This window comes from Streptomyces sp. NPDC059371 (assembly GCF_042751995.1).
Lineage (GTDB): Bacteria > Actinomycetota > Actinomycetes > Streptomycetales > Streptomycetaceae > Streptomyces.
In genome coordinates this window covers 1-25,054 of record NZ_JBHYXD010000063.1, presented here as the reverse complement: position 1 = coordinate 25,054, position 25,054 = coordinate 1, and the positions used below count along the sequence as shown (strand labels likewise).

Here is a 25,054-nt window from a genome sequence, read left to right as displayed (position 1 = left end):
TCCCGGGTGACCCCGGTGGCGTGGCCCCGCGATCGCTGATGTCTGTACGAAGGAGAGAGCAGGCAGAAAGCGGGAGACCATGGAGCGGAAGCACAAGCGCCTCGCGACGCGCCGGGCCGCCGGGGTGGCCGGGGTGGTGTTCGCCGTCCTGACGGCCGCCGCGATCACGCTGGTGCGCACCGCTCTGCCCGGCGGCGGGGACGACGTGACCCTCGACGCCGGACAGCGCGGTGGCCTGCGGACGGCGCTGGAACTGGTGCCGTTCGCCGGGATCGCGTTCCTGTGGTTCATGGGTGCCCTCCGCGAGCAGGGCGGCCGGGCCGAGGACCGGTTCGTCGCCACCGTGTTCCTGGGCAGCGGCGTGGTCTTCGTCGCCACGCTGTTCGGCGCCGCCGCGGCGGCCGGGACCGTGCTCGGCGACGGCACGCAGGACTCGACCTTCGGCAGCCACTTCGCGTACGCCCTGCTGACCACGTACGCCATGCGCATGGCGGCGGTGTTCATCATCGCGACCTCGACCATCGGCCGCCGGCTGGGCGCCCTCCCGCGCCCGCTCGTCGCCATCGGCTACCTCGCGGGACTGACCCTGCTCGTGGCGGGATCGGGCGTGCCCTGGTCCGAGATGGTCTTCCCGGCCTGGGCGCTGCTCCTCAGCCTGAACATCCTGTGGGGCCGGCCGCCCGCCGCGGCACCGAGGACCGCCCCCGCCTGACCTTCCCGGCACGGAAGGCCGCCCCTGGTCCGATTTTCCGGCACGCCCCGCCACTGCGGCCCGACCCGGCCGTAGCGCTCACTCGAACGGTCATCCCCTCGTCGCGGCTTCCCGTCCGGTCACCGACAGTGGTCGCAGGAGGGTTGAACGGGCCATTGGAGAGGACCGATCCCGTGGTAAGGATTGCCGTCGATCTGAACCGGTGCCAGGGGTACGCGCAGTGCGCGTTCCTCGCCCCCGAGATCTTCGCCATGCACGGCGAGGAGGCACTGCTGTACGACCCGGACGCCGACGACGCGCACCGCGAGAAGCTGGCTCGGGCCGCCGCGGCCTGCCCCGTCCAGGCCGTCCTCGTCGACGCCGTCGAACCCGGCGCGGTGGAACCCAGGGGCGCGGAGGCCGACGGCACGGAACGCGCCGCGGACGTACCGGCCGGGGCGGTGTCCGGTGCCCGGTGACGGATCCCTGGAACGGCTCAAGCGCGACGGCCGCATCGTCGTCGTCGGCGCCTCGCTGGCCGGCCTGCGGGCCGCCGAAACCCTGCGGGACAAGGGCTTCGCCGGGGCCCTGACCCTGATCGGCGACGAGCCCTGCGAACCGTACGACCGGCCCCCGCTGTCCAAGCAGGTGCTGCTCGGCAGGGCGGGCGCCGACCGCACCGCGCTGCCCAGGCTCCGGGCCGTCGACGCGACCTGGCGGCTCGGCACCGCGGCCACCGGACTGGACATGGCCACCGGACGGGTGCGCCTGGCCGACGGCGACGAGGTGCCGTACGACCGGCTGCTGATCGCCACCGGCACCCGGGCGCGACCGTGGCCGCACGAGGACGAGGCGGACCTCGACGGCGTCTTCGTGCTGCGCGGCCGGGACGACAGCGCCGCCCTCGCGCGGCACCTCGATGCGGGCCCCCGGCGGGTCCTCGTCATCGGGGCCGGATTCACCGGCTCGGAGATCGCCTCCGCCTGTCGCGAACGCGGCCTCCCCGTCACCGTCGCCGAACGCGGTGCCGCACCCCTGGTCGGCGCGCTCGGCGGAGTGGTCGGCGCGGTCGCCGCCGAGATGCACCGCGAGCACGGGGTGGACCTGCGGTGCGGGGTCATGGTGACCCGTCTGGAGGGCGACGCCTCGGGAAGGGTGCGCGCCGCGCATCTGTCCGACGGCTCCACCGTCGAGGCCGACGTGGTGATCGTCTCGCTCGGCGCCCTCCGCAACACCGAGTGGCTCGCCGGGTCCGGACTCGGCGCCGGACCCCGCGGCATCGCCTGCGACGCCGGCTGCCGCGCCTTCGACATCCGCGGGATCGTCACCGACGACATCTACGCGGCCGGCGACGTCGCCCGCAGCCCGCACGCCCTGTTCGGCTACCAGTTCCTCTCCCTGGAGCACTGGGGCAACGCCGTCTCACAGGCCCGGATCGCGGCGCACAACATGCTCAGCGAAAGCCATGACCGGCTGCCCCACCTGGAGGTGCCGGCGTTCTGGTCCTCGCAGTTCGGCATCAACATCAAATCCGTCGGGATCCCGTCGATGGGTACGGAGATCCTCATCTCCCAGGGCTCACTGGCGGACCACCGGTTCCTCGGTGTCTACGGGTACCAGGGACGTGTCATCGGCGCCGTCGCCTTCGACCACGGCCGGTGGCTGCCGTTCTACCAGGAGCTGATCGAGACCACCGCGCCGTTCCCGCCGCCGTTCGCCACGGTCGACCGGCGCCCGGAGGGACGGCGGCCGCTCGACGCGGACTTCCCCGACCCCTCGGTTCCCACCCACGGCCCCACCGTGACCCTCAGCGGATACTCGCCCGCCGACCGTCGGATGACGTTCACCCCGGCGCACTGACCGCACGGCCACGAGGACTCTAGGACCCGCCATGACACCATCCCTGCTGCACCAGATCCTGGACTACGCCAACCGGGCCGACCCGTACCCGATCTACAAGGAACTGCGGAGGACGCCGGTCCACCACGAGGCCGGCGGGCCGTACGTGATCAGCACGTACTACGAGATCCGCGGCCTGCTGCACGATCCCCGGATCAGCTCCGACGCCCGCAACCTGGCCTCGAACGCGGCCGACCCGCTGGCCTCGGAGGCGCCCCCGGAGGAGAGCACCCTCCCACCGAGCTTCCTGCGGCTCGACCCGCCGGAGCACGACCGGCTGCGGCGCATGACGAACCGCCCCTTCGGCCCGCCGCACTCACCCCACCGGGTCGACGGGATGCGCGGAGAACTCCACGACATCGTCACCGGTCTCATCGACGGCATCGGCGACCCGGCACGGATCGACCTGGTCGAGCAGTTCTCGTACCCCTTCCCGGTGACGGTGATCTGCCGGCTGCTCGGCGTGCCGCGCGAGGACGAGGCCCGCTTCCACGTCTGGGCGGACACCCTCGCCGCCAGCCTGGACCCCGACCCGGACGCCGGTCCCGCCGAGCGGGGCGAGGACACGCAGGACGCCCGGATGCAGTTGGGCATGTATCTGGCCGGCCTGATCGAGGAGCGCCGCAAGAACCCCGGGGAGGACATGCTCTCCCAACTGGCCACCGCTGAGGGGGAGGACGGTCCCATGACCACGATGGAACTGCTCAGCACCGCGGCGCTGCTGCTGATCGCCGGGCACGAGACCACGGTCAACCTGATCACCAACGGGATGCTGACCCTGCTGCGCAATCCCGGCGTACTCCAGCGGCTGCGCGCCGATCCGCGGCTGGCCGTGCCCGTCGTCGAGGAGCTGCTGCGCTTCGAACCGCCGGTGCAACTGGTGCCGCAGCGCACCGCCCTCGCCGACATCGAGGTCCGCGGGGTCACCATCCCCAGGGGCGCACCCATCTGGCTGGTCCTCGCGTCGGGCAACCGCGATCCCCGGCGCTTCGAGGACCCGGACCGCTTCGACCCGGACCGCAAGGACATCCAGCACCTCGGCCTCGGCAGCGGCATCCACAGTTGCTTCGGCGCACCGCTGGCCCGGCTGGAGGCCCAGTTCGCCCTGTCGGAACTGGCCCGGAGGCTGGAGAACCCCCGTCTGCTGGAGGAGATCCCCCCGTACCGCCAGAACGCCGTACTGCGCGGCCCGCGCCACCTCCCCATCACCTGCGACGGGATCCGCCCCTAGGGTCGTGTCCGCAAAGTCGCGTCGTCCGCCCGCCGGGCAGGCGCGACTTTGCGGATACGGCCTAGGGTCTGTCGTTCGGACCATGCGGCGGTACGCGGGCCGCGCGAACAAGGCCTCATGTCAAGGCACTTGCCCACTGCCCGCGCCGACCCGGCGCAGCAGCTGCGGCAGGGCGGTGCCTGATCTGATGCCGACTAATCGCGCTCGCCCCGGCCCAGGGTGTCCTCCAGCCAGTCGAAGACCACCTCGCAGTGCTGTTGCGGCGCCATCGGCGAGCAGTGCAGCTGGGCACCGGTGGCCGCCCGCATCAGCCGGAACTCCTTCCGGGTGCGCAGCAGTTCGAAGAACTCGCGTGGCTGACCCGGGTAGAAGCTCTCGTCGTCGTAGTCGAGGACCAGTGTGGGGCACTTGATGCGGCCCACGATCCGGGTGATGTCGAGTGCCATGATCCGCTGGGCCGGTGTCCAGAAGTCGGTGAAGAGCCGGCCCTGCCGGGCGGCGAGCATCGCCGGGATCGAGAAGGGCTCGATCCGCTTCTTGAGGACGAACTGCTCGGACGGCGTCAGTCCGGGGGCGACCTCCTCGTTCCAGATACGGTTGGTCTCCGCCTTGTCCGGCGTCACGATGTCCCGAAGCTCCGCCGGGAAGCCCAGCCACGGGGAGAGACAGCCCGGCAGCGCGGCCAGTGCGGCGATCCGGTGCTCGAAGGCCGCGGCGCGTGGTGCGAGGTCACCGCCCATGGAGAGGCCGGTCAGCGCGATCCGACGGGCGTCGACGTCCCTGCGGCGCTCCAGCCAGTCCACGAGCGGCGAGACCACCTGCTCCCAGCGTGGGCTGAAGACGAGTTGGTCGACGAAGAGCAACTGGCCCTGGCCCGGGCCGTCGTAGACGAGCGCGTTCCAGCCGCGGGCGAGCGCGGCGGAGACCCCGTAGGTCCACATGTCGACGTTCGGGCCGTCGCTCCCGTTCGTGAGGATGACGGTCGGCCGGGGTCTTCCCGAGTCGTCGGGGCGGAAGAACCAGACAGGAATCGAGGTCCTGCCCTGGTACGGGACCTGGTACGGGACCTGGTCGGTGATCGCCGACGGCGTGCACAGCCGTGCGAAGGTGTCCCAGGATCGGCGCCCCGCCAGATAGAGCCTCTTCTCGTCACCCGGGGTCTCCGAGCCGAGCACGAAGAACAGCGCCTGCCCGTAGTACTGGGCGGCGCGCAGCGAGTGAGCGCGGTGTGTCTGCTCGTGAGGCGAGGCGGTGGTCGTCAGCCGGTCGCCCCAGCGGCGGAACTCCGCGGTATAGGTCTGCTCGCTCGCCCCGGCGGCGTTGATGGCGTTGACGGCGGTCAGCACCTCCCCGACCTCGGCCGCGCCGAACCCGGCGCCCCCGAGCGCGAGCAGCGCGTTGAAATTGAGCCCCGGGTCCGTGAACAACTGCATGACACCGGGCGTCGGCGACGCGTCGGGTGCGGGTGCGGGTGCGGGAGCCGACGGGTGGGCGTCACGCTCTGCCGCGAACGCCGGTGCCGAGCTCGCCGAGGCGATTGGCGCCGCGGACAGCGCGACCGTCCCTGCCCCTGCCGCGAGCCCGGCGAGCGCGCCCCGTCGGGTGAGCGTCTGCGCATGGTCTGTGAACGCGTTCGTCATGGGATCGAACGTAGGAGCAGGCCCTGCCACCTAGCGGCCCGCCGCTCCCGACGGTACTTCGAACGGACCCCTGGGAGCGCCGGAACGGCATTTCGTGCAGCACTGCCCGACTCCGTCGCCCGCAATGATGTGGCCGATCCGGCGTCGACGGTGGTGGTCTTCGCCATCGCGGTGCCGCTTGCCTTCGTGTCCCCGACGAGCGCGAAGTCGTGGTGGGTGGTGCTGATCTCCCTCAAGGCCGCGACGGGGGAGCGGGGCAAACGCCCGCGCGCGGCCGGCCGACGATGAGTCGGAGCAGCCGACCTTGCCGCATTGCAGCTGGACAAGGCATTCGTGGCTATCGGTGCGACGCGCGCAGCCGGCGCAGCAGCTGCGGCAGGGCGGTGCCGATGGGTTCGCGGACGATCTCGTCGGCGAGTTCGTCGTACGGGGTCGGCTCGGCGTTGACGACGACGAGCCGGGCGCCGTGGTCGGCGGCGACGCCCGCGAGGCCCGCCGCCGGCTGGACCTGCAGACTGCTGCCGACCGCGATGAACACCTGGCAGGCCTTGGCGATGGCGGCGGCCTGGCCGAGGACGACCGGGTCGAGTCGCTCACCGAACATGACGGTCGCCGGCTTGAGGATGCCGCCGCACGTCGGGCAGTCCGGGTCGTGCTCACCGGCGTCGACCCGGGCGAGGGCGTCCTCCATGGGTGTCTTCGCGTGGCACTCCATGCACACCACCGTCCTTGCGGTTCCGTGCAGTTCGAGCACTTTGCGGGCGGGCATGCCAGCGAGCTGGTGCAGCCCGTCGACGTTCTGGGTGAGGACCCGCACGGGCACCCCGGCCCGCTCCAGCTCGGCGACGGCCCGGTGCGCGGCGTTGGGCTCGGCCCCCAGCGCACCGGCATCCCGCCGCATCAGCCAGGCCCGTCGCCTGATCTCCGGATCACCCATGTAGTACTCGTACGTCACGAGCTTCTCGGCCTCGGGATCCGTCCGCCATAGCCCGTTGGGCCCGCGATAGTCGGGGATCCCGGAGTCGGTGGAGATGCCCGCCCCACTGAGGATGGCGACGAGAGGCCTGTTCATGGACATGAAGGTACGGCGCGCGCCTGCTTGGAGCGACCGGATATCTGGGCGCGGGACAGGATGACATGGATCGTCATGCCGCGTTCACAGACCTCAACAGGCGGTTCGCCAGGGGCCGGAACTGGCCTTCCACGTCCCGGAGGTCGGACCCGCCGGGGCGTCCCGCATCCGCGCCATGATGGTCCATGCCGTCGAACTCGCTGCCGCAGCGGACCAGTTCGCCGACCGCGGTCAGTCGCCGATGAACCACAGATACAGGTGCAGCCCGCGCTCGACGACCTGACACAGCTCGCGGGCCTGCTGACCCAGTCGCTGCCCAGGTCAGCAGGAAGCCGGTCGAGATCCGCCGGCAGCAGCGGCACCTGCCGCTGGTTGAAGACGGCATCCCCAGGTCCCGGCGCCGGTCCGGGGTCGGATCTTCGCGGCGAGCCTGCGGCTGGGGGAGCTGTGGCGTGCGGATTGCGGCTACGCGCAGGTGTCGGCACGGCGGCCGGCTATGGGTCAGGACGTGATGTCCACCAGGACTTTGCCGACCGCACCGCTTTCCACTGCCCGGTGTGCGTCGGCGGTGCGGTGGAGCGGGAGGCGTAGCAGTGGCAGGCCGTGTTCTTCGCCGACCGGCAGGGCGCCGTCGCGGACCGCGGCGGCGACGTCCTCGACGGCCGCGGCGCGTGCCTCCGGACCGGCCGTGTAGAGCACCAGGAACTGAAGGCGTGTGTTGAGCACCATGTTCTGCAGTACGTTCAGTTCGACCGGCTTGCCGCCGTCGTTGGCGTAGGTCGCGATCGTGCCGCGCGTCCGCAGCACAGCCAGGTCCAGTGCGAGGTTCGCGCCGAGTGCCACCTCGGCGATGATGTCGACGCCGTCCGGGGCGATCTTGCGGATCTCGGTGGCCGGGTCGCCTTCGCGGTAGTTGATCACGTGATGGGCGCCGGCGGCGGTGGCCAGCCGGGCCTTCTCCGGGCCGCTGACCGTGCTGATCACGGTGGCGCCGGCCCAGCGGGCGAGCTGGATCACGGCGTGCCCGACCGCCCCGGCCCCGCCCGCGGCGAGCACGACCTGGTCGTCGAGCGCCCCGGGACGGAGACGGCCGGGTCCGTCCTCGGCGACGGTGAGCGCGCGATGAGCGGTCAGCGCGGGGACGCCGAGTGAGGCACCGAGGTCGAAGCCGGTATCGTCGGGCAGCGACACGGCCCGCTCGGCGGGTACGACGGTGTACTCGGCGGCGGTGCCGGTGGGCCGCCCGGCGGCGGCCATGTACAGCCAGACCCGCTCGCCGGCCCGGCTCTGTTCGACCCCCTCGCCCACGGCGTCGATCACGCCGGCACCGTCCAGGTGCGGGGTGACCTCGGCGAACAGCTTGGCATGGGCGACGCCTGAGCGTGCTTGCCAGTCGGTCGGGTTGACTCCGGACACGGCGACCCGGACACGGACCTCGCCGGGGCCAGGCACGGGCAGGTCGCGGTCGACTAACTGAAGAACCTCGGGGCCGCCGTTGTCGCGGTAGATGATGGCTTTCATGATCTGTCCTTAGATCCTTGGCGTATATGGGCTGTGTGCCGTGGCAGGGCGCCCGGGCCGCGGCCGCGAGCCGGGCCTGGTTGGTTCCGGTCAGCCGATGGGGACTTCGCTGGAGCGGGACTCGATGGCATCGAGGGTGGCCAGGGTGGCGGCGTCGAGGGCGATCTCGCCGGCCTCGATGTTGGCTTCGAGGTGGACGGCGTTGGCGGTACCGGGGATGAGCAGCACGTTCGGGGCGTGGTGCAGCAGCCAGGCAAGGCCGACCTGGGAGGGTGTGACGCCCAGGGACTCGGCCACGGCGTGCACCGCCGGCTCGTCGATTGCTTTGGGCAGGCCGGGGAAGGCCCCGCCGAGCGGGAAGAACGGCACCCAGGCGATGCCCTCGGCCGCGCAAAGCCGCAGCATGTCCTCGTCGTCGCGGGAGACGAGGCTGTAGGCGTTCTGGACGCAGACGACGCCGGCGGGCAGGGCGCGGCGCAGGCCGTCGAGGGTGACGCTGCTCAGGCCGATCGCGCCGATCTTGCCCTCGTCGCGCAGGGCGGTCATCACCGCGAGTTGGTCGTCGAGGTCGACGACTTGATCGCCGTCAGGGCGCAGGCCGGGGCCGGAGTCGAGACGGCGCAGGTTGACCACCGGGAGCTGGTCGGTGCCGAGGCTTCGCAGGTTGTCCTCGACACCGGCGCGCAGCTGTTCGGGCCGCTGCGCCAGACGCAGCGGCAGTGGCCCGCCCGGGTCGGGATCGGCACCGACCTTCGTGACGACCAGGACGCCGTCCTCGGGGCGCAGCGCCTCGCGGATCACGTCGTTGGCGAAACCGAAGCCGTAGAACTCGGCGGTGTCCACGTGGTCGACGCCCAGCTCGACCGCGCGGCGCAGCAGCGCGACGGCGTCGCCGCGGCGGTCGTGCAGACGCTCGAGCTGCAAGGCTCCGTAGCCGATCCGGAAAACGGTGCGGGCGGCTAACGAAGCGGTCGAGGTGGTCATGGCGCTGTCTCCTCGGTCGGTGATCGCAAGGCGGTGCGCAGCAGTTCGGCCAGGTAGAGCGGCATCACCCGGTCGACGATCGGGATGACCTGCTCCTGGGCCTCGGCCGGGTCGAGGTGCTCGACCTTGACCAGGTGGGCCATGACGCAGTCGTGCACCATGGCGCGCAACCGGTCGATCGTGTCGACGACGATGCCGTGGATGGCCGGGTTGGTGGTCGCCTCGCCCCAGGTCTGCACGCCGACGCGGGCTTCGGCGGGGTCGATCGCGGCGATCAGGAGGGCGAGCAGTTCGTCGGGGTCAGGCGGGGTGTCGCTCGCGGCGTAGTCGCCGAGGGCTTCGGCGCGCTTGGTGAGCACCGCGTGGGCGGAGGCCTGGACCAAGTCAGCCTTGCTGCTGTAGTGGGCGTAGATGGAGCCGTTCGAGAGGCCGGACTCGGCCGTGATGTCGGCGATCGAGGTCCGCTCCAGGCCGTTGCGGCTGAAGCAGCGTACGGCGGCCTCGGTGATCTGGGCGCGCCGAAGTTCCTTGCGTGCGTCGGTAAGCCGCGGCACCGCACCCTCCAGCAAAAGGAATCGCTGCTCTGCTTGCAGAACTCACCATACAGAGTCGATGCTCTGTTTGGCTTGAGGTGGGTCACGGGTGGACAAGCCCGGCCGTGGACTACGCCCAGCGCTGGGACCTCTCCGAAGTCCTGCGGCTGCTTCGCCCAGGAGGTCACCGGCCACGACGCGGCGGCCAAGGACTGCCCCGCTGTTGGCTCATCCACACCCCTCGTCCGCCACAGCGACCGACAGGCGGCTGGCTGGCCGGATCGGGCACCAGGAATCTGCTTGGGCCCGCCCGCGGACGATGCGTACCCTGTCGGACCATGTGCTACCACGCGTTCAACGGCGCCTTTCGGCACTATGTGTGTGTTGCGTGTCGGCTCGCCTTCAAGGGCAGCGCGTGGCCGATCCGGAAGCGCATCTGTCCTGGCTGCCGTGAACAGCTCGTCTTCGCCGGCTACGACTTCGCCGCGCCCCGGCGACGCGACACGAAGGCATGGTCCGTCGTTGCGACAGTGCTCGCGGAGGGACTGACCTACGATCACCGCCCTGGCTGCGGCTGTTCGCGGCTCCCCTCCTTCCGGCCCCGGACCCGAGCGCAGGTGCGTGTCCGGCGACGCGCGGCCGAGCGGCTGGGTCTTCCTCTGTCGGTGACCCTCGCTCGCCGCGACGCCTTCACATTGGAGAGCCGCGACGAGCAACCGTCCTCTCCGTCGGCCGCGAAGCGCGACACGGCCTGAGCGTCGGCGCGGCATGATGGCCCGCATGACCGACGACGTGGATCTGTATCCCGCGCGGTCTGCTCTCCCACGGTCGGCGACAGCGAAGAGGCACCACGCCAACCGCTGCCACCGACGCCCCAGTTGTGGTCGAGATACCAGGGTCGGCACACATGGCCCTGGAGGCTCCGCCGCCGCGAGCCGCGGTCGTACCGCACAATGCGGAACGAGTGCTTGTGCTGACAGCGGCAGAGCCTTCCGATGGGTGAGTATCGGCGTCGATGCGAAGGTCTGTGAACGCGCCTTGACGTGGATCGGCATGCCGCGTTCACAGCCTCTTCCGGGCTGCGGGCAGTCACCGTCCGAGGCTGCTCTGCTCCATGCCGATGCCGTCTCGTGGCAGACATGCGCAGGGTCGTGTGTCCGGGCCGGCGGCCGCCGTTCGGATCACCCAAGGCGGCCCTTCAGGTGACTGCCGGACGCCTCATGAGCCAGGCGGTCGTCGCAGGGGTACGACGTCTCAGCAGAGAACGAACCCATAACGCCGTGAGGAGCTTGGCGATGTACGCAGCAGTCCGGCGGTACGAAGGGGTGACCGATTCGGCCGAGGCGGCACGTCTCGTGAACGAGGGGTTCGTGGCACTCATGCGCCAGGTCTCCGGCTTCGTGGCCTACTACTGGATCGATGCCGGGGACGGAGTGATGGTCTCGACCAGCGTCTTCCAGGACCAGGCCGGTGCCGAGGAATCGATCTTGAGGGCTGCGGACTTCGTGCGGGACAACCTTGCGTCACTGCTCCCCAACCCTCCCCGGGTCATGGCCGGCGAGGTGGTGGCTTCCGCATGACACCGGTCGGACCGGCCACAGGAAGCCTCCAGGGCTGTACCGGCCCGCAGTGCACACGTGGTCGCCCTTCACAGCGTTGATCCGCGAGGTGCGTCAGCCGCGAAGAGGACTGTGAACGCTGCTTGACATGGATCATCAAGCAGCGTTCACAGACCTTTACCGCCGCCATGTGACCCGTGGGTGATGCCTGCGGTTGTGCCCGGGTTGCCGGTCAGGGACTCAGGTGGGCCAGGAGTTCCGCGTCGGCGGGGTCGCGTTCGGGATCCCACTGGACACGGGCCGGTGCGCGCTTGAGGTCACGCTGCCAGGTGCCGCGATCGGGGTGCAGTCCGCGAACGTAATGCGACAGGCAGGAATGGCGCAGCGCCCAGTCGAAGCCGTCGCGAGTGATCTCGACGGCGAGGACGGTCTCCTGACCCTCCTTCGTGCCCCAGCCGGAGCGGTACATCATCCAGATGACGCCCCGGGGCAGCCTTCGGCGAGTTGCTCGTCGGCCCCGGCGCGCTTTGATCTTTCCCGGCAGCGCAGCACCTCGAAGGCCGCATCGATTGGGACCCGGAGCGCTCCGGAAGGCCGCTCGCCATTCTGCGGATGCGCGGCAGAGAGTGATCACCGACGTTGACCTCGTATACGTGACATGCGCACACTCTGCGGGCCCGCGACGGTCGCCGGCGCACGAGGAGGCCCCGCCATGTATGGAGATCGCGGTCACCGTGAGACCCTCGCTGCGATCGCGCGAAATCCCGCAGCGCCGGCCGACGTCCTGACCAGGCTGCTGTGCGAGGAAGCCGCCGCGGCCTGGAACACGATCGCCTGGCGCGCTCTGCCGGACGAGGTGGTCGACGCCATCGTCGCGCATCCCGACCGCAGGCTGCGGAGTGCGCTGACGGAGAACGTCTCGGTGTCGGCGGAACAACGTGCCAGGCTCGTGGACGATCCCGATCCACGCGTCCGCCTCGGGCTGGCCCTCGGACCCGGCTGGTTCCGCATCCCCACGCCACCCCTGCCCCTGGCCACTCAGCGGCGGCTGCTCGCCGATCCGGAACCGGGAGTCCGCCGAAACGCGGCCTTCTGCCACGACACGGCCCCGAGCCTGGTCGCCGGGCTTGCCGACCACCAGGACGCGAACCTCCGACAGGCGGCCTGCCGCCAGTGGACCTTGCTGTCCGAGGACACCCGAAGCCGTCTGCTCCACGACGCCGCTGACGAAGTCCGCCGAGCGGCCATGATGGAGGCTTGCCGCGATGACACGGCCTGCACGGACTTTCTTCTCGACGCGGGAATTGGCGGCCTCGACCGGTGGCAAGTGGTCCGGTGCGGAGCCATGAGCACGTCGACCGCCGAACAGCTCGCGGCAAGCACCGAGGAGCAGGACCGCCGAGAGTTGGCGGCCAACCTCAACGTTCCCATCGACATCGTTCGACCGTTGGCGAACGACGACGCGCACGGAGTCCGGCTGGCGGTATCGGTACGCCCTGAACTGACGGAGGCCGAACGCACCGCCATCGATGTCACCATCAGCTCGTCCGACCGGCTCCATCCCGTCGAATGGGTTCGCCTCTGCGCTGATCCCGACGTCCTGCGCCAATGCGCCAAGTCGGCCAACACCCTGCTACGGCGCAGCGCCGCCTACAGCCGGCACCTGCCTGCCGACGCCATCGACCTGCTCTCGAAGGACGACGACTACGCCGTAAGACTCCTGCTGTGTGAGAACCAACCGACCGTCGACGGCGAGGTCGTGCTGCAGACGTATCTGGACTGCAAGGTCATCACCAAGGGCGCTCTGCAGGGCCACCCGAACTTCCCGGGCGCGGGCAGCGGGCAGCGCTTCGCCGACGACTCGAATCCAGAGCTACGACGGCTGGTGGGGCTGGACCCCGAAGCGCCCGTCGACGCTGTGGTCCGGCTGCTTGCCGACCCCGACAAGCGTGTTCGTGCCATGGCGGCCGCGCACCCCGCGCTGCCGGTCGACCTCGTCCTTCGAAGCTGCCGGAATCCGGAGATCGCCTCCCACGCCCTCGGCAACCCAAGCCTCCCCGTGAAAACCATGCACCGGTACCTGGACGATGCGGGTATCCCTCGCTGACACGGACAGATCTCAAGCTGCCGGGAGCGACTGGATATCGGGGTGCGACACGGAGAGTCGCGGATGGGGACCGGGAGGAGGAACATCGGACTCACGGAGACAGAGTGGTGGTTATGGGGACGCCTTCGATGCATTTCAGCGAGAGTCCGGAGGATCCGTTCGCCCTCGGGCATGCCGCTTCGGCCGTGCTCGACGATCACGGCACAGTGGTCGGCTGGAGCGCACGTGCGCAGGAGGTGCTGGGCTACCCGGCAAAGGAAGTGATCGGACGGCCGTGGCGGGACCTCCTGGTCGACGCCTGTGACCTGCCCGTCGCGCGGTCCGTCGTCGTGGACGCCATGAGGGCAGGGGGCTGGTTCGGCGTCCTGCCGGTCCGGCACCACGACGGACGCCGTGTGGAGATGGGTTTCCGGGCGCGTGCGATCACCCGCGACGGAGATCGGCAGGAGTGGTTCCTGGTCGGTGCCCCTGCCGCGGAAGTCGTCGCCTGGCAACGGGACCGTGCGCTGCTGGACGGCCTGTACCACCGGTCCCCGATCGGCCTGGCCATCCACGGCCCGGACCGGAAGGTTATTCGGGTCAACCGTGCGATCGAGAAGGCGAGCGGCATCACAGCCGAGGCGACGGTGGGCCGTCGTTCGGGTGAGTTCCTGGTCGACGAGGACGCGGGTCCGGCCGAGGAGCGGGTACGCCACGTCCTGGAGACCGGCGAGCCGTTGATCTTCACGGAGCAGTCGGCCCGCACACGCCATGCTCCGGGCCGGGAACGGACGGTGTCCGTCTCCGCGTTCCGGATGGAAGACTCCGCGGGCCGGGTTCTCGGCGTGGCGGAGACGATCGAGGACGTGACCCAGCGCTACCGGGCCCGCCGCAGGCTGACGCTGCTGAACGAGGCGAGCGCCCGCATCGGAACCTCACTGGACGTGACGCAGACGGCCCGGGAACTGGCCGAGGTGGCCACATCAGGCTTGGCCGACCACTGCTCGGTGGACCTCCTGAGGCCGGTGACACTCGGTGACGAACTGCCCTTGGACGTGACAGGTGCGCTCGTGCGCGTGGCCTTGTCGCCCGCGGAACCACGGGTTCCGTTCCAGGAGGGCGACGTGGTCCCGCTCCTTCCGGAGTCTCCGCAGGCGCGGTGCCTGGCCGAGCGGCGCCCGGTTCTCGAACGGCTGCTGTCCCTGCGCCCCGAGTGGTACGCCATCGACCGGCGGCGGATCGAGGGCGCCCTGGGTCTCGGCGTTCATTCCCTGATCGCGGTGCCCCTGATGGCACGCGGCCTGATACTGGGCGTCGTGAGCCTGTGGCGCGTGCGCCATTCGGAGCCCTTCGAGGACGACGATGCCGCAGTGGCCCATGAGTTCTCCTCGCGTGCGGCCGTCTGTATCGACAACGCGCGCCGCTTCACCCAGCAACAGAGCGCCGCTCTGACGCTGCAGCGCAGTCTGCTGCCGGGCACGGTGTCCGACCTGCCGGCCGTCGAGGTGGCCTGCCGGTACCTCCCGGCGAGCGGTGAGCCGGGCATCGGTGGTGACTGGTTCGACGTGATCCCGTTGTCAGGGGCCCGAGTCGCCCTCGTTGTGGGAGACGTGGTCGGCCACGGAATCCACGCCGCGGCCTCGATGGGGCGCCTGCGCGCCGCCGTGCGCACCCTGGCCAGCCTCGACCTGGAACCGGACGAGGTGGTGGCCCGGCTGGACGACCTGGTCAGTCTGCTGGCCGCCGAGATGGAGACGAACGCCGAGGGCAACCAGTCGGCGATCGAGCAGATGGTCGGGGCCACGTGCGTCTACGCGGTCTACGATCCGGTCTCCCGGCATTGCTCCCTGGCACGCGCCGGCCACCCGGCACCCCTGGTCTCCACCCCGGACGGCCAGGTGATCGTGCTCGACCTGCCCGCGGGTCCACCGCTCGGCCTGGGCGGACTGCCGTTCGAGATGTACGACCTCGACCTCCCCGAGGGCAGCGTGCTCACGCTCTACACCGACGGCCTCCTGGAGGCGCGCGACGGCGACATCGATGCCGCGCTGGAGAACCTGCGGGAATGTATCGCCCGCTGTGCCGATCCTCTGGAGGGCACCTGCGACGGGGTGGTCGAAGCGCTGCTGCCCACGGACCGCCGCCCCACCGACGACATCGCGCTGCTCATGGCCCGCACCCGGGTACTGCCACCGGAGAATTTCGCCACATGGCACCTGCCTCTGGAAGCGACCGCCGCCGCCCGCGCCAGGGAGCTGGCCACGGCGAAACTGGCCGAATGGGGGCTGTCGGACATGGCCTTCACCACCGAACTGGTCGCCAGCGAGCTCGTCACCAACGCCTACCGGTACGCGGACGGCCCCGTCACCCTGCGCCTCATCCGTACGCACTGTTTGATCTGTGAGGTGTCCGACGCCAGCCACACGTCCCCTCACCTGCGAAGGGCCCTCAGCACGGACGAGGGCGGACGCGGGCTCTTCCTGGTCGCGCAGCTCACGGAGCGGTGGGGCACCCGCTACACCCACGACGGCAAGACCGTCTGGACGGAACAGCCCCTGCCGCCTTCCTGACCGCGCGACCCAGGAGGGCGGCCGTCCCGGTCAGGAACCCGACATGATGTCCCCGAACATGGGGTCGTCCCCGGACCTGCCGATGCCCACCGACGCCGCGCCGAAGCTCACCGCGCCGGTGGTCGTGATGCCGCCGGTGGAGCCGCGCAGGACCCAGACGGCGCCGTCGTCGCTGTTCTCGCCGCCCGCGCCCACCGACAGGTCGGCGCGGCCGTCCTTGTTGTGGTCGGCGAGGTGGACGGCGCCGCCGAACACGTCCGACGGCTCGTTCGCGCCCGGTACACCCGCGGTGCCCTGGTTGAAGGACTGGGCGCCGGTCCCCTTCAGGCCGGAGGCGCCGCCGCGCAGCACCCAGACGTTGCCGACACCGGCCGCCGAGCCGATGGACTCGTTGTCCGCGCCGACGGCGAGGTCCGGGTAGCCGTCGCCGTTGACGTCGCCCGCCGCGAGCGAGCCTCCGAACCAGTCGTCGGACTCGTCCGACCCCGGCACACCCGCCGTGTCCTGGCTGAAGACGGCGCTGCGCGTGGTGTCGACGCCGGCCGTGCCGCCGTAGAAGACGGTGGCGTAGCCGCCCTTCGCGGGGGTGTTCAGGATGTCGACGAAGTCGGTGCCGACGACCAGGTCGTCGTGCCCGTCCCGGTCGAAGTCGGCGACGGTGAACGCGCCCGCGTACCCCGCGCCGGCCTCGGTCTGGAGCGTGGGTCCGGTCGAGGCGCCCCGGTAGACGAAGTTGCCCGCGGAGGAACCCACCACCACGTCGTCCGTGCCGTCGTCGTCGAAGTCCCCGGCCGCCAACTGGACGGCGCCCTTGGGGTACGCGCCCGACTCGATCGAGGCATCGAAGCGCAGCTTGCCGGCCGCGCCGCCGGCCTTGGTGAAGCCGCCCTTGAAGATCCACACGTCCTTGCCGGTGGAACCGACCGCCAGATCGGCCTTGCCGTCGCCGGTGAAGTCGCCGACCGCGAGGGACCGGCCGAACAGGTCGTGGCCCGACGCGTTCGGGTCGCCGATCGTCGTGCCGCCCGACAGGCCGGACGAGCCGCCCCACAGGATCGTGACCGAGCCGCCGTCGGCGTCGCTGCCGACGTCCTCCAGCGGTGTGCCCACGACGAGATCGCCGTAGCCGTCGCGGTTGAGGTCGCCGTGCGCGAGCTCGGTGCCGAAGCGGTCGGAGGTCTCGGAGGTACCCGGCACGCCGGAGGAACTTTGCGACGTGGTCGTGTGGCGGGCGGCGCTGATACCGCTCGCCGAGCCGTAGTTGACCACCACGGCGCCCGCCTTCGCCTTCCCGTTCGCGACAGCACCCGGGGCGCCGGTCGCCAGATCCCTGTAGCCGTCACCGTTGAAGTCGTCGGCGAGGCCCGAGGGAGCGGCACTGGCGGCGCCGGGCAGCGTGACGAGCAGACCACCGGCCAGGGCGGCCGCGACGGCGGTGGCGCCGAGGACGACGGAACGCGGGGAGCGCTTGTGATGCGACCGGGACATGAGTTCCTCTCCGTGACATGAGTACGGTCCGGAGACTCCCGGTGAATCCGAAGGGTTGTACGAGACGGACGGACGAGATGTTGGCACCGACGTCGTGGCGCACGGCAACGGTCCAGGCCCGCTTCCGGTAGGTGAAGCAGGCCTTACGGAAGGGGTGTTGGCCGTTCGACGGACCGGCCGGCGGGAAGCGGGACCCCTGGTGCCGGGCAGCGCGGGTTGCGCCGTGAGGGTGCGGATCGCGCGTCCACCCGGAGGGTATTCGGGGCCCGGTGCGCGGGCCGCGCGGGAACGGCGGATCCCGTGGGTACGCTCGCGCCCCGACGGCAGAGTCCCACGGCCAGGGCGCGGCCAGGGCACGGCCAGGGGCAGGGGGCACGGCCGGGGCCCGGGCCTCGGTATGGCCCGCGGCACCGGCCGTCACCCGGCCCCGTCCCACGACAGCACCCCTCCGAGCGCACGTAGGAGAAGTCCCATCACCGAGCCGAAGTCCGAGGAGACCGGGCCCGCTCCGGCGGAGCGGTCCGGCGGGGCCGAGTCCCCGCCGGGCAACCAGCCCACGGAGGCCGAGCAGCTCAGGAACATGCTGGTCCAGCCCGCGTACCAGCGGGCGCTGGTGTTCTGCGCCGTGATCGGCGTCCCGGTCTCGCTCGCCGCGTTCTGGTTCCTGGTGCTCCTCCACGAGCTGGAACATCTGCTGTGGGAGCAGTGGCCGCACGATCTCGGGTGGTCGGATCCGCCTTGGTGGTGGCCGCTTCCCCCGATGCTGCTGGCAGGGATCCTGGTGGGCCTGATCGTGCTGTGGTTTCCGGGCCGGGGCGGACACATTCCGGCCTCGGGCCTGCACGCCGGCGGGACGTCGACATCCGCTCTGCCGGGCGTCGCGCTCGCCGCGCTGGCCAGCCTTCCGCTGGGAGCCGTGCTCGGCCCCGAGTCGCCGCTGATCGCCCTCGGCGGAGGGCTCGCGCTGCTGTTCCGGGATCTCGTACGGGCTCCCGCGACCCCGGCGGGCACGGCGCTGCTCGGTGCCGCGGGCGCCGCCGCGGCCATCGCGGCGATCTTCGGCAGCCCTCTGGTCGCCGCCGTGCTGCTCATGGAGGTCGCCGGTGTGGGCGGACCGCAGCTGTTCGCGGTGATGCTGCCCGCGCTGCTGGCCAGCGGAGTCGGCGCCATCGTGTTCACCGGGTTCGGCAGCTGGACCGGACTGCAGACCGGCAGCCTCAGGATCGGGATCCCCGCGCCCTCGACCCTGGACACCGGGGACGTGGTCTGGTCGGTGCTCATGGCGCTGGTCATCGGGGTCGGCGTCCACTGGATCATCGTGAGTGGCCGCCACGCGGCCCGTGCCGTGTCCGCTCACACGATGCGGACCACGGTGCTGTGCGCGCTCGGCGCCGGCGGCTGCGCGGCGCTCTACGCGGCCCTCACCGGGCGTTCGCCGGCCGAGGTGGCCCTGTCCGGCCAGACCACGCTCTCCCAGCTCGCCGCCCACCCGCACGCGTGGTCGGTCGGCAGCCTCGTGGCCGTGGTGCTGCTCAAGTCCGTCGCGTACGCGCTGTGTCTGGGCACCCTCAGGGGCGGTCCGGTGTTTCCCGCGCTGTTCCTCGGCGGCGCGACGGGCGCCCTGCTGGCACCGCTCCCGGGGTTCGGCGTGGCGCCGGCGATGGCGGCGGGCATGGCCGCCGCGTCGGCCGCCGCGCTCAGGCTGCCGGTGAGCTGTGTCGTGCTGGTCGTGCTCCTCGTGGGCAACTCGGGAACGGTGCCGGTGATCGTGCTCGCCGCCGTGGTGTCCTTCGTGACCGTGGAACTGCTTCCGCAGGGTCCGGACATCCCGCCGTTCAGGGCCGCGGCCCGTCGAGCGCCTCGTCCAGCGTCGTCGCGGCCATGATGAGGGAGAGATGGGTGAAGGCCTGCGGGAAGTTGCCCAGTTGCTCCCCGCTCGGGCCGATCTCCTCGGCGAACAGGCCGACATGGTTGGCGTACGTCTGCATCTTCTCGAAGGTGTAGCGGGCTTGGGGGAGCCGTCCCGCGCGGGCGAGCGCGTCGACGTACAGGAACGTGCAGAGGCTGAACGTTCCCTCCGCGCCGCGCAGTCCGTCCGGGGAGGCCTGGGGGTCGTACCGGTAGACGAGGCTGTCGGAGACGAGGACGCGCTCCATCGCGTCCAGGGTGCGCAGCCAGCCGGGGCTCCGCGCGAAGACGAAGCCGACGCGGGGCGCCAGCAGCAGGGAGGCGTCCAGGACGTCACCGCCGTAGTGCTGGACCATCGCCTGACCTGTGTCGTCCCAGCCGCGCGCCATGACCTGTTCGAAGATGTCGTCCCGCGCCTTCGTCCAGCGGGCCGTGTCGGCCGGTCTGCTGAAGTCCGCGGCCAGCTTCAGGCCCCGGTCGAAGGCGGCCCAGCACATGACGCGGCTGTAGGTGAAGTCCTTGCGCCCGCCCCGGGTCTCCCAGATGCCCTCGTCCGGGCGGTCCCAGGAGTCCGCGAGCCAGTCGAGGATGCCGCTCAGCGCCTTCCAGCCGTGGTAGCCGCCCTGTTCACCCACCGCGCGGCCCTCGGCCAGCGCGTAGAGGGCCTCACCGTAGATGTCGAGCTGCAACTGGCCGGCGGCCCCGTTCCCGGCGCGTACCGGGTACGACCCCCGGTAGCCCTCGAAGTGCTCCAGGACCTCCTCCGTCAGATGCGGGTCGCCGTCGACCCGGTACATGATCTGCAGGGGCTCGTCCTCCGGTCCCTCACGCTCCTGGAGGCGCTCGCCCAGCCAGCGTGTGAAGTGCGTCGCCTCCTCCACGAAACCGAGGTCGAGCAGCGCCCGCACCGACAGTGAGCCGTCCCGCACCCACGTGTACCGGTAGTCCCAGTTGCGCTCACCGCCGATCTGCTCGGGCAGTCCCATGGTGGCGGCGGCGACCGGCGCTCCGGTCGGGGCGTACGTCAGGAGCTTGAGGGTGATCGCGGAGCGGTGCACCATCTCCGTCCAGCGGCCTCGGTAGTTGGAGGTGCGGACCCACTTCTGCCAGAAGTCGACGTTGCTCCAGAGCTCCTCGGTGAGCCCGTCGACGGTGGGCGGCGGCGGGGCCTCGCCGCCCGGCCCGCACACCGTGAACACGACGGCGGCCGTCTCGCCGTTCTGCAGGGTGATGCCGCCCCGGATGTCGTCGCCGTCGCGTTCGAGCGGGATGTTGCCCTGGAGATACGCGGTCGCCACCGGCGACCTGAACGCCGCCGTACGGGGGGTGATGTCGAGTTCGTGACTCGCCCGCGCGTAGTCGAAGCGCGGCCGGCACTCCAGACCGAAGTGCACGGTGCCGCGCACCGAGCGGACGATGCGCACCAGACTGTGCCGGTCGCTCGGCGTCGGGCCCGGGAGGACCGGCATGTGATCGAGGACCTCGCCCACGCCGTCCGGGGACATGAACCTGGTCACCACGACGGCGGTGTCCGGGTAGTAGAGCTGCTTCCAGGTTCCCTCGGGGTGTTCGGGGGCGAGACGGAAGTATCCGCCGCCGTCGTGGTCGAGCAGCGAGGCGAAGACGCTGGGGGAGTCGAAGCGCGGTGCCGCGAACCAGTCGATCACTCCCTGGGACGACACCAGGGCCGCGGTCTGCAGGTCCCCGACCAGGCCGTGGTCGGCGATGGGCGGATAGCGATCCATGCGGGTCTCCTTGTCGGGCCGGAAGAGCCGGAAGGGCCGGGCAGGGGGCAGGGCGCGGCGGGGCGCGAGGGCTGTGCCGGGGTGTCAGGCCGCTTCGGCCTTGACGCGCCCCGAACGGACGGCGTCGACGAGTGCCCGGTGGTCCTTCTCGTTCTGGTCCGCGTACGCCTCGGCGAACGGGACGAGCGCGCGGTCGAAGACGTCGCCCCCGCCCAGATAGGAGGCGATGGCGATCCGGTCGCCCGACCTCGCGTGCGCGCGGGCCAGCGTGGCACCGCACAGCTCGCCGAAGGCCCGCATGCCCGACGGCACCATCAGTTCGGGTTCCGCGATGCCCTTCCAGTCCCGCAACTGCCGTACGTAGAAGTCCCGTCGGCGGCCGTCGATGCCTTCGGCCCGCTCCCAGCCCAGGAAGATGTCACTGGTGGCCTGCATGAGCCGCTGGCCGGCGACCACCCGCTCGCCCTGGGTCCGGTACTCGCTCGCGCCGGCGTAGGGCGCCAGCACCGACTCGTCCGCCTCCTTGGCCTGCAGCAGCAGCGGATCCGAGTCGTCCCGGCCGAGCATGAGGATGATCCAGCAGCGGGTTCCCACGCTGCCGACCCCGACCACCTTGCGGGCCACGTCGGCGAACCGGTACTGCTCCAGCAGGAACTGCCGGTCCGAGTTCAGGCTCCGGCCGTAGCTCCCGATGAGCCGGCGGAGCTGCTTCTCCAGAGCACCACGCTCCATGTCGGGAAGCAGATCCTGCAGCGGGACGACGAGCGGGGGATCCGCGGCGATCAGGGCCTGGCCGTCGACCATGTGCGTGAGCTTGTTGAACGCCTGGAGGCTGTCCCGGCTGCGGGCCTTGTCGGTCGTCTTCTTCCAGCGGTCGCGGGCCGACGAGCCCAGCTCCCCCGCGATGTGCGTCCGCACCCAGTCCTCGTCGAAATGCGTGTACCAGACGGGGAGATTGCCCAGGCCGGCGAAACGCCTCATCCACTCGCGGTACGACCGCACCGTCGTACGGACGATGCCGGCACGCTCCTTTGCGCTGTAGCCGTTCGCCCGGCCGGCGATGACGAAGCTGGCGGACAGCCGCTTGACGTCCCACTCCCAGGGGCCGGGCAGCGTCTCGTCGAAGTCGTTGATGTCGAACATCATGCGGCGCTCCGGCGAGGCCAGCAGCCGGAAGTTCAACATGTGCGCGTCACCGCACAGTTGCGCCCTGATCCCGGACCGGGGGGTGCCGGCGAGGTCCGCGGCCATGATGGCGGCGGCCCCGCGGTAGAAGCGGAACGGCGACTCCGTCATCCTGCCGTAGCGGATCGGTACGAGCTCGGACACCCGGGTCGCGGACTGCGCCTCCACGATGTCCACCGGGTCGGGCCGCTTCGGAGCGGGGGTGAAGTCGGCGTGGCTGGAGCGCGGCACGGCGGACCGGGCGGCCTTGCCGAGCGCGGCACGCTCCGCCGGGGTGTGGTGCGGGTGACGGCTGCCAGCCGGATGCTTGGGGGTCATGGGGGACGCTCCGCGATGTGTCGCCGACGCGGCTGGCGCCGGTTGGCGCCCGGCGGTCGACTCCGCCGGTCGCCGTCCTCGGATCGTGGTCGGGGCCCGCCCCGTGGAGGGGCGTCCGGCCCGGATCACCAAGGTAGCCCTGGGTGATATGTCCGGCGAGTTGAGCTAGTCGGCCGAGCCCAGACGGCGGGCCACCGCGGGTTCCCGGGCGATGACGGCGCCCACGGTGATGCCCGCGGAGATGACGACGCACAGTCCGATCAGCCAGGACAGCACGGTGAAGACCGCGCCCAGCGATCCGTAGCGCTCCAGGCTGTGGTTGAGCGCTTTGGGCACGTACAGCTTGGCGACCACCGACAGCACGGTGAGGGCCACCCCGGTCAGGATCGCCCCGGGCAGCAGCGGCGGCCAGGGGACGCGCCCCGCGAGCAGCAGATGCTGCGTCCACCACCAGACACCGACCTCGGTGATCAGGAGCAGCGGGATACCGAGCCAGGAGCCCACACCGAATCCGGTGCGCAGCGGTCCCTGCAGCGCGATGACGACGAGCATGGTCCCGATCCACACGAACCAGCGCCAGACGGCGAGGCGCGCGCTCGCGCCCGGCAGCAGCCAGGCGCGCTGGCAGAGCCGTTGCATCGCCCTGCTGCACGCGGTGGCGGAGAGCAGGACCATCAGCAGGCTGACCAACCCGACGCTCTGGCGCAGGCTCGCGGAGTTCGCCCCGGACACCTTCTTCAGTTCCTTTTCGGCGGCGCCGGTGATGCCGAGGATGTCCCGCACCGAGTCGATGATCTCGTCGCGCACCGACGAAGGGGCGAACGAGGCGACCACGAAGAGCAGCGGAACCGCGGTCAGGAACGCCTGCGCGGCGAGCCGCGTCGCGGAGTCCAGCAGGTTCACCGCGGCGATGTGCGAGACGAGGCGGGTGATCACCGGGAACCGCGTCTCGGCGCCCGCGCGCAGTCCCAGGAGCCGGGCCTTCAGCGCCGCCACGCGCTCGCGCCGACGGCTCCGGCTGCCGCCGGTCGAGCCGGGTTCCTCGTCTGCGCGCATGCCGCTCCCCGTGTCGCCCTGGCCGGGCACCCATAGGGTGGCCGCGCTAACAGCGTGCCGTCCGCCCGGGCCGCGAGCCCCGCGGCACGGGCGGCGTTGGGCCGTACGGGGAGGCTGCCGTCCGGTCGTACGGGGAGGTGCCGGGCTTCGATGTGCCGGGCGGGCCACCGGATTTGTGGACGCGCAGGGGGGAGGTGACGATTGGGGCATGCGCGAAACCGCGGCGCTCGGCCGCGCGAGACCACGCGGGGGCGGCGATGGTCCTTGACCTGCTTCTCATCGCTCTGGCGATCGCCCTGGACCCCCTGCCGATCACCGGATTCGTGCTGGTGCTCGCCGCGGACAGGGGAATCTGGAAGGGTCTCGCCTTCATCCTGACCTGGCTGGCCTCCTTCGTCGCGATCATCGCCGCCGTACTGCTCATGACCGGCGGCGAGCCACCGGCCCCCAAATCCGTGCCCTCCACGGCCGCGCTGGCCGGGAAACTGGCCGTCGGCCTCGGACTCGTCCTCTACGCGGAACACCGACGGCGCAACATGGGCAAGCGGCCGAAGTCCTCCGGCTTCATGTCCCGGATCGAACACATCTCCCCCTGGACGGCGGCCGGCCTGGCGCTGCTGCTCCAGCCGTGGGGGATGATCGCGGCCGGAGCCTCCACCGTCGTGGACGCGAACCTCAACCACGCCGCGACGTACGCGGCCCTGATGGGCTACGTGCTGCTGGCCAGTTCCAGCATTCTGGCGATGGAGCTCTACGCGACGTTCGCCCCGCGGTCGGCCCGCGTCCGGCTCGGGAAGCTGCGTGCCTGGATGGAGCGGCACCAGGACCAGGCGCTGGTGTCGCTGTTCCTGTTCCTGGGGCTGTGGCTGGTCGGCAAGAGCATCTACCAGCTCACCGCGTGACCCTCCCCGGAACCACCCGAACGGCTCCCTCACCGGGGGCTCGCAGGGGTGCCGTACCGAAATGCGGCCGCTTCCGACCGGTGCTGCAATGGCATTGACCAGGGGCAGGGTAAAACCATGACCACGCAGGGGTGAAGCCGTGAGCGAAGATGCATTCGTCGAGATGGGACCGATCGATTATATCGTCGTGGAGTTTCCCGGTAACCGAATGACCGGTGAGGGACTTCCGATCCTGGTCGATCTGGTCGACCGCGGCATCATTCGGATTCTCGACCTTCTGTTCGTGAGAAAGGACGAGGACGGGTCCGTGGTCGGCATGGAGGTCGCCGACTTCGACGGCGACGGAGCCCTCGACCTCGCCGTGTTCGAGGGCGTGTCCTCCGGACTGCTCGGCGAGGACGACATCGCGGAGGCCGGGAAGGCGCTGGAGCCCGGAAACTCCGCCGGAATCCTGGTCTACGAGAACCTGTGGGCGGCGCCCTTCGCCGCCGCGCTGCGACGCGGCGGCGCCCAGCTGGTCGCCTCCGGGCGCATTCCGGTACCGGCCGTGCTGGCCGCGCTCGAAGAGACGGACGCCTGAAGCCGGGCAGCCGGTATTCGCGCCCGACAGCCGAGGGGGGGGGGGGGGGGGGGGGGGGGCGGGGGGCGGGGGGGGGGGGGGGGGGT

Annotated in this window: 20 protein-coding genes and 1 pseudogene; 11 read left to right on the top strand and 10 right to left on the bottom strand. The window is 71.0% G+C overall.

The genetic code is table 11. The features are described 5' to 3' along the window. Positions 1 to 79: 79 nt before the first annotated feature. The 4 genes from ACFXGX_RS28745 (at position 80) to ACFXGX_RS28730 (ending at position 3,821) form a co-directional block, all read left to right on the top strand. Positions 80 to 712: a hypothetical protein gene (locus ACFXGX_RS28745; RefSeq protein ID WP_384796429.1), complete on the top strand. Its 633-nt coding sequence runs from the start codon at positions 80 to 82 to the stop codon at positions 710 to 712. Between the two features lie 173 nt (positions 713 to 885). Next, positions 886 to 1,170, top strand: a complete 285-nt coding sequence (locus tag ACFXGX_RS28740; protein ID WP_384796427.1) for a ferredoxin — start codon at positions 886 to 888, stop codon at positions 1,168 to 1,170. Next, complete coding sequence (locus ACFXGX_RS28735; RefSeq protein WP_384796425.1) at positions 1,160 to 2,551, top strand: NAD(P)/FAD-dependent oxidoreductase; 1,392 nt, start codon at positions 1,160 to 1,162, stop codon at positions 2,549 to 2,551. Before ACFXGX_RS28740 ends, ACFXGX_RS28735 begins: the two co-directional genes overlap by 11 nt. 31 nt (positions 2,552 to 2,582) lie before the next feature. Continuing rightward, a complete protein-coding gene (locus ACFXGX_RS28730; RefSeq protein WP_384796423.1) occupies positions 2,583 to 3,821 on the top strand; it encodes a cytochrome P450 in 1,239 nt (412 codons plus the stop codon). A 194-nt stretch (positions 3,822 to 4,015) separates the two neighbouring features. Here the strand turns inward: ACFXGX_RS28730 and ACFXGX_RS28725 are convergent, their stop codons facing one another. Then, positions 4,016 to 5,461: an alpha/beta hydrolase family protein gene (locus ACFXGX_RS28725; RefSeq protein WP_384796421.1), complete on the bottom strand. Its 1,446-nt coding sequence runs from the start codon at positions 5,459 to 5,461 to the stop codon at positions 4,016 to 4,018. A gap of 129 nt (positions 5,462 to 5,590) precedes the next feature. On the opposite strand from ACFXGX_RS28725, the gene ACFXGX_RS28720 reads away from it, so the two are divergent. Further along, positions 5,591 to 5,749 (top strand): hypothetical protein, encoded by a 159-nt coding sequence (locus ACFXGX_RS28720; RefSeq protein ID WP_384796419.1) that lies wholly within the window; start codon positions 5,591 to 5,593, stop codon positions 5,747 to 5,749. A gap of 49 nt (positions 5,750 to 5,798) precedes the next feature. On the opposite strand, the gene ACFXGX_RS28715 is transcribed toward ACFXGX_RS28720, so the two are convergent. From ACFXGX_RS28715 to ACFXGX_RS28700, 4 genes are all read right to left on the bottom strand, one after another. After that, positions 5,799 to 6,533: an NAD-dependent deacetylase gene (locus ACFXGX_RS28715; protein ID WP_384796417.1), complete on the bottom strand. Its 735-nt coding sequence runs from the start codon at positions 6,531 to 6,533 to the stop codon at positions 5,799 to 5,801. Positions 6,534 to 7,034: 501 nt separating this feature from the next. Then, positions 7,035 to 8,054, bottom strand: coding sequence for an NADPH:quinone reductase (locus ACFXGX_RS28710; protein WP_384796415.1), 1,020 nt, complete (start codon positions 8,052 to 8,054; stop codon positions 7,035 to 7,037). 90 nt (positions 8,055 to 8,144) lie between these two features. Next, positions 8,145 to 9,038, bottom strand: coding sequence for an aldo/keto reductase (locus tag ACFXGX_RS28705; protein WP_384796413.1), 894 nt, complete (start codon positions 9,036 to 9,038; stop codon positions 8,145 to 8,147). Continuing rightward, positions 9,035 to 9,592: a TetR/AcrR family transcriptional regulator gene (locus ACFXGX_RS28700; protein ID WP_384796411.1), complete on the bottom strand. Its 558-nt coding sequence runs from the start codon at positions 9,590 to 9,592 to the stop codon at positions 9,035 to 9,037. The genes ACFXGX_RS28705 and ACFXGX_RS28700 overlap by 4 nt, the downstream gene beginning before the upstream one ends. Positions 9,593 to 10,866: 1,274 nt before the next feature. Between ACFXGX_RS28700 and ACFXGX_RS28695 the strand changes: the two genes are divergently transcribed. Then, complete coding sequence (locus ACFXGX_RS28695; protein WP_384796409.1) at positions 10,867 to 11,151, top strand: hypothetical protein; 285 nt, start codon at positions 10,867 to 10,869, stop codon at positions 11,149 to 11,151. Between the two features lie 217 nt (positions 11,152 to 11,368). Here ACFXGX_RS28695 and ACFXGX_RS28690 read toward each other — a convergent pair. Next, positions 11,369 to 11,674, bottom strand: a pseudogene (locus ACFXGX_RS28690) (DUF4291 family protein); the annotation flags it as partial. A 168-nt stretch (positions 11,675 to 11,842) separates the two neighbouring features. On the opposite strand from ACFXGX_RS28690, the gene ACFXGX_RS28685 reads away from it, so the two are divergent. Next, positions 11,843 to 13,237: a hypothetical protein gene (locus tag ACFXGX_RS28685; protein WP_384796407.1), complete on the top strand. Its 1,395-nt coding sequence runs from the start codon at positions 11,843 to 11,845 to the stop codon at positions 13,235 to 13,237. Between the two features lie 128 nt (positions 13,238 to 13,365). Next, the gene (locus tag ACFXGX_RS28680) at positions 13,366 to 15,786 is read left to right on the top strand and encodes a SpoIIE family protein phosphatase (RefSeq protein ID WP_384796405.1); all 2,421 of its coding nucleotides are present in this window, start codon (positions 13,366 to 13,368) and stop codon (positions 15,784 to 15,786) included. A gap of 30 nt (positions 15,787 to 15,816) precedes the next feature. On the opposite strand, the gene ACFXGX_RS28675 is transcribed toward ACFXGX_RS28680, so the two are convergent. After that, complete coding sequence (locus ACFXGX_RS28675; protein ID WP_384796403.1) at positions 15,817 to 17,274, bottom strand: FG-GAP-like repeat-containing protein; 1,458 nt, start codon at positions 17,272 to 17,274, stop codon at positions 15,817 to 15,819. 580 nt (positions 17,275 to 17,854) lie between these two features. Between ACFXGX_RS28675 and ACFXGX_RS28670 the strand changes: the two genes are divergently transcribed. Beyond that, entirely contained in the window at positions 17,855 to 19,159 is a 1,305-nt protein-coding gene (locus ACFXGX_RS28670) for a chloride channel protein (RefSeq protein ID WP_384796482.1), read from the top strand. Here ACFXGX_RS28670 and ACFXGX_RS28665 read toward each other — a convergent pair. From ACFXGX_RS28665 to ACFXGX_RS28655, 3 genes are all read right to left on the bottom strand, one after another. Then, positions 19,110 to 20,927 carry a glycoside hydrolase family 15 protein gene (locus ACFXGX_RS28665; RefSeq protein ID WP_384796401.1) on the bottom strand — a complete coding sequence of 606 codons (1,818 nt, stop codon included), beginning with the start codon at positions 20,925 to 20,927 and terminating at the stop codon, positions 19,110 to 19,112. The genes ACFXGX_RS28670 and ACFXGX_RS28665 overlap by 50 nt on opposite strands. An 84-nt stretch (positions 20,928 to 21,011) precedes the next feature. After that, positions 21,012 to 22,430 (bottom strand): DUF2252 domain-containing protein, encoded by a 1,419-nt coding sequence (locus ACFXGX_RS28660; protein WP_384796399.1) that lies wholly within the window; start codon positions 22,428 to 22,430, stop codon positions 21,012 to 21,014. Positions 22,431 to 22,595: 165 nt separating this feature from the next. Then, positions 22,596 to 23,486 carry a YhjD/YihY/BrkB family envelope integrity protein gene (locus ACFXGX_RS28655; protein WP_384796398.1) on the bottom strand — a complete coding sequence of 297 codons (891 nt, stop codon included), beginning with the start codon at positions 23,484 to 23,486 and terminating at the stop codon, positions 22,596 to 22,598. Between the two features lie 257 nt (positions 23,487 to 23,743). Between ACFXGX_RS28655 and ACFXGX_RS28650 the strand changes: the two genes are divergently transcribed. Together ACFXGX_RS28650 and ACFXGX_RS28645 are read left to right on the top strand one after the other, a co-directional pair. Continuing rightward, on the top strand, positions 23,744 to 24,388 hold the full coding sequence (locus ACFXGX_RS28650; protein ID WP_384796396.1) for a GAP family protein: 645 nt from the start codon (positions 23,744 to 23,746) through the stop codon (positions 24,386 to 24,388). A 163-nt stretch (positions 24,389 to 24,551) separates the two neighbouring features. Further along, on the top strand, positions 24,552 to 24,968 hold the full coding sequence (locus tag ACFXGX_RS28645) for a DUF6325 family protein (protein ID WP_384796480.1): 417 nt from the start codon (positions 24,552 to 24,554) through the stop codon (positions 24,966 to 24,968). Positions 24,969 to 25,054: the final 86 nt, after the last annotated feature.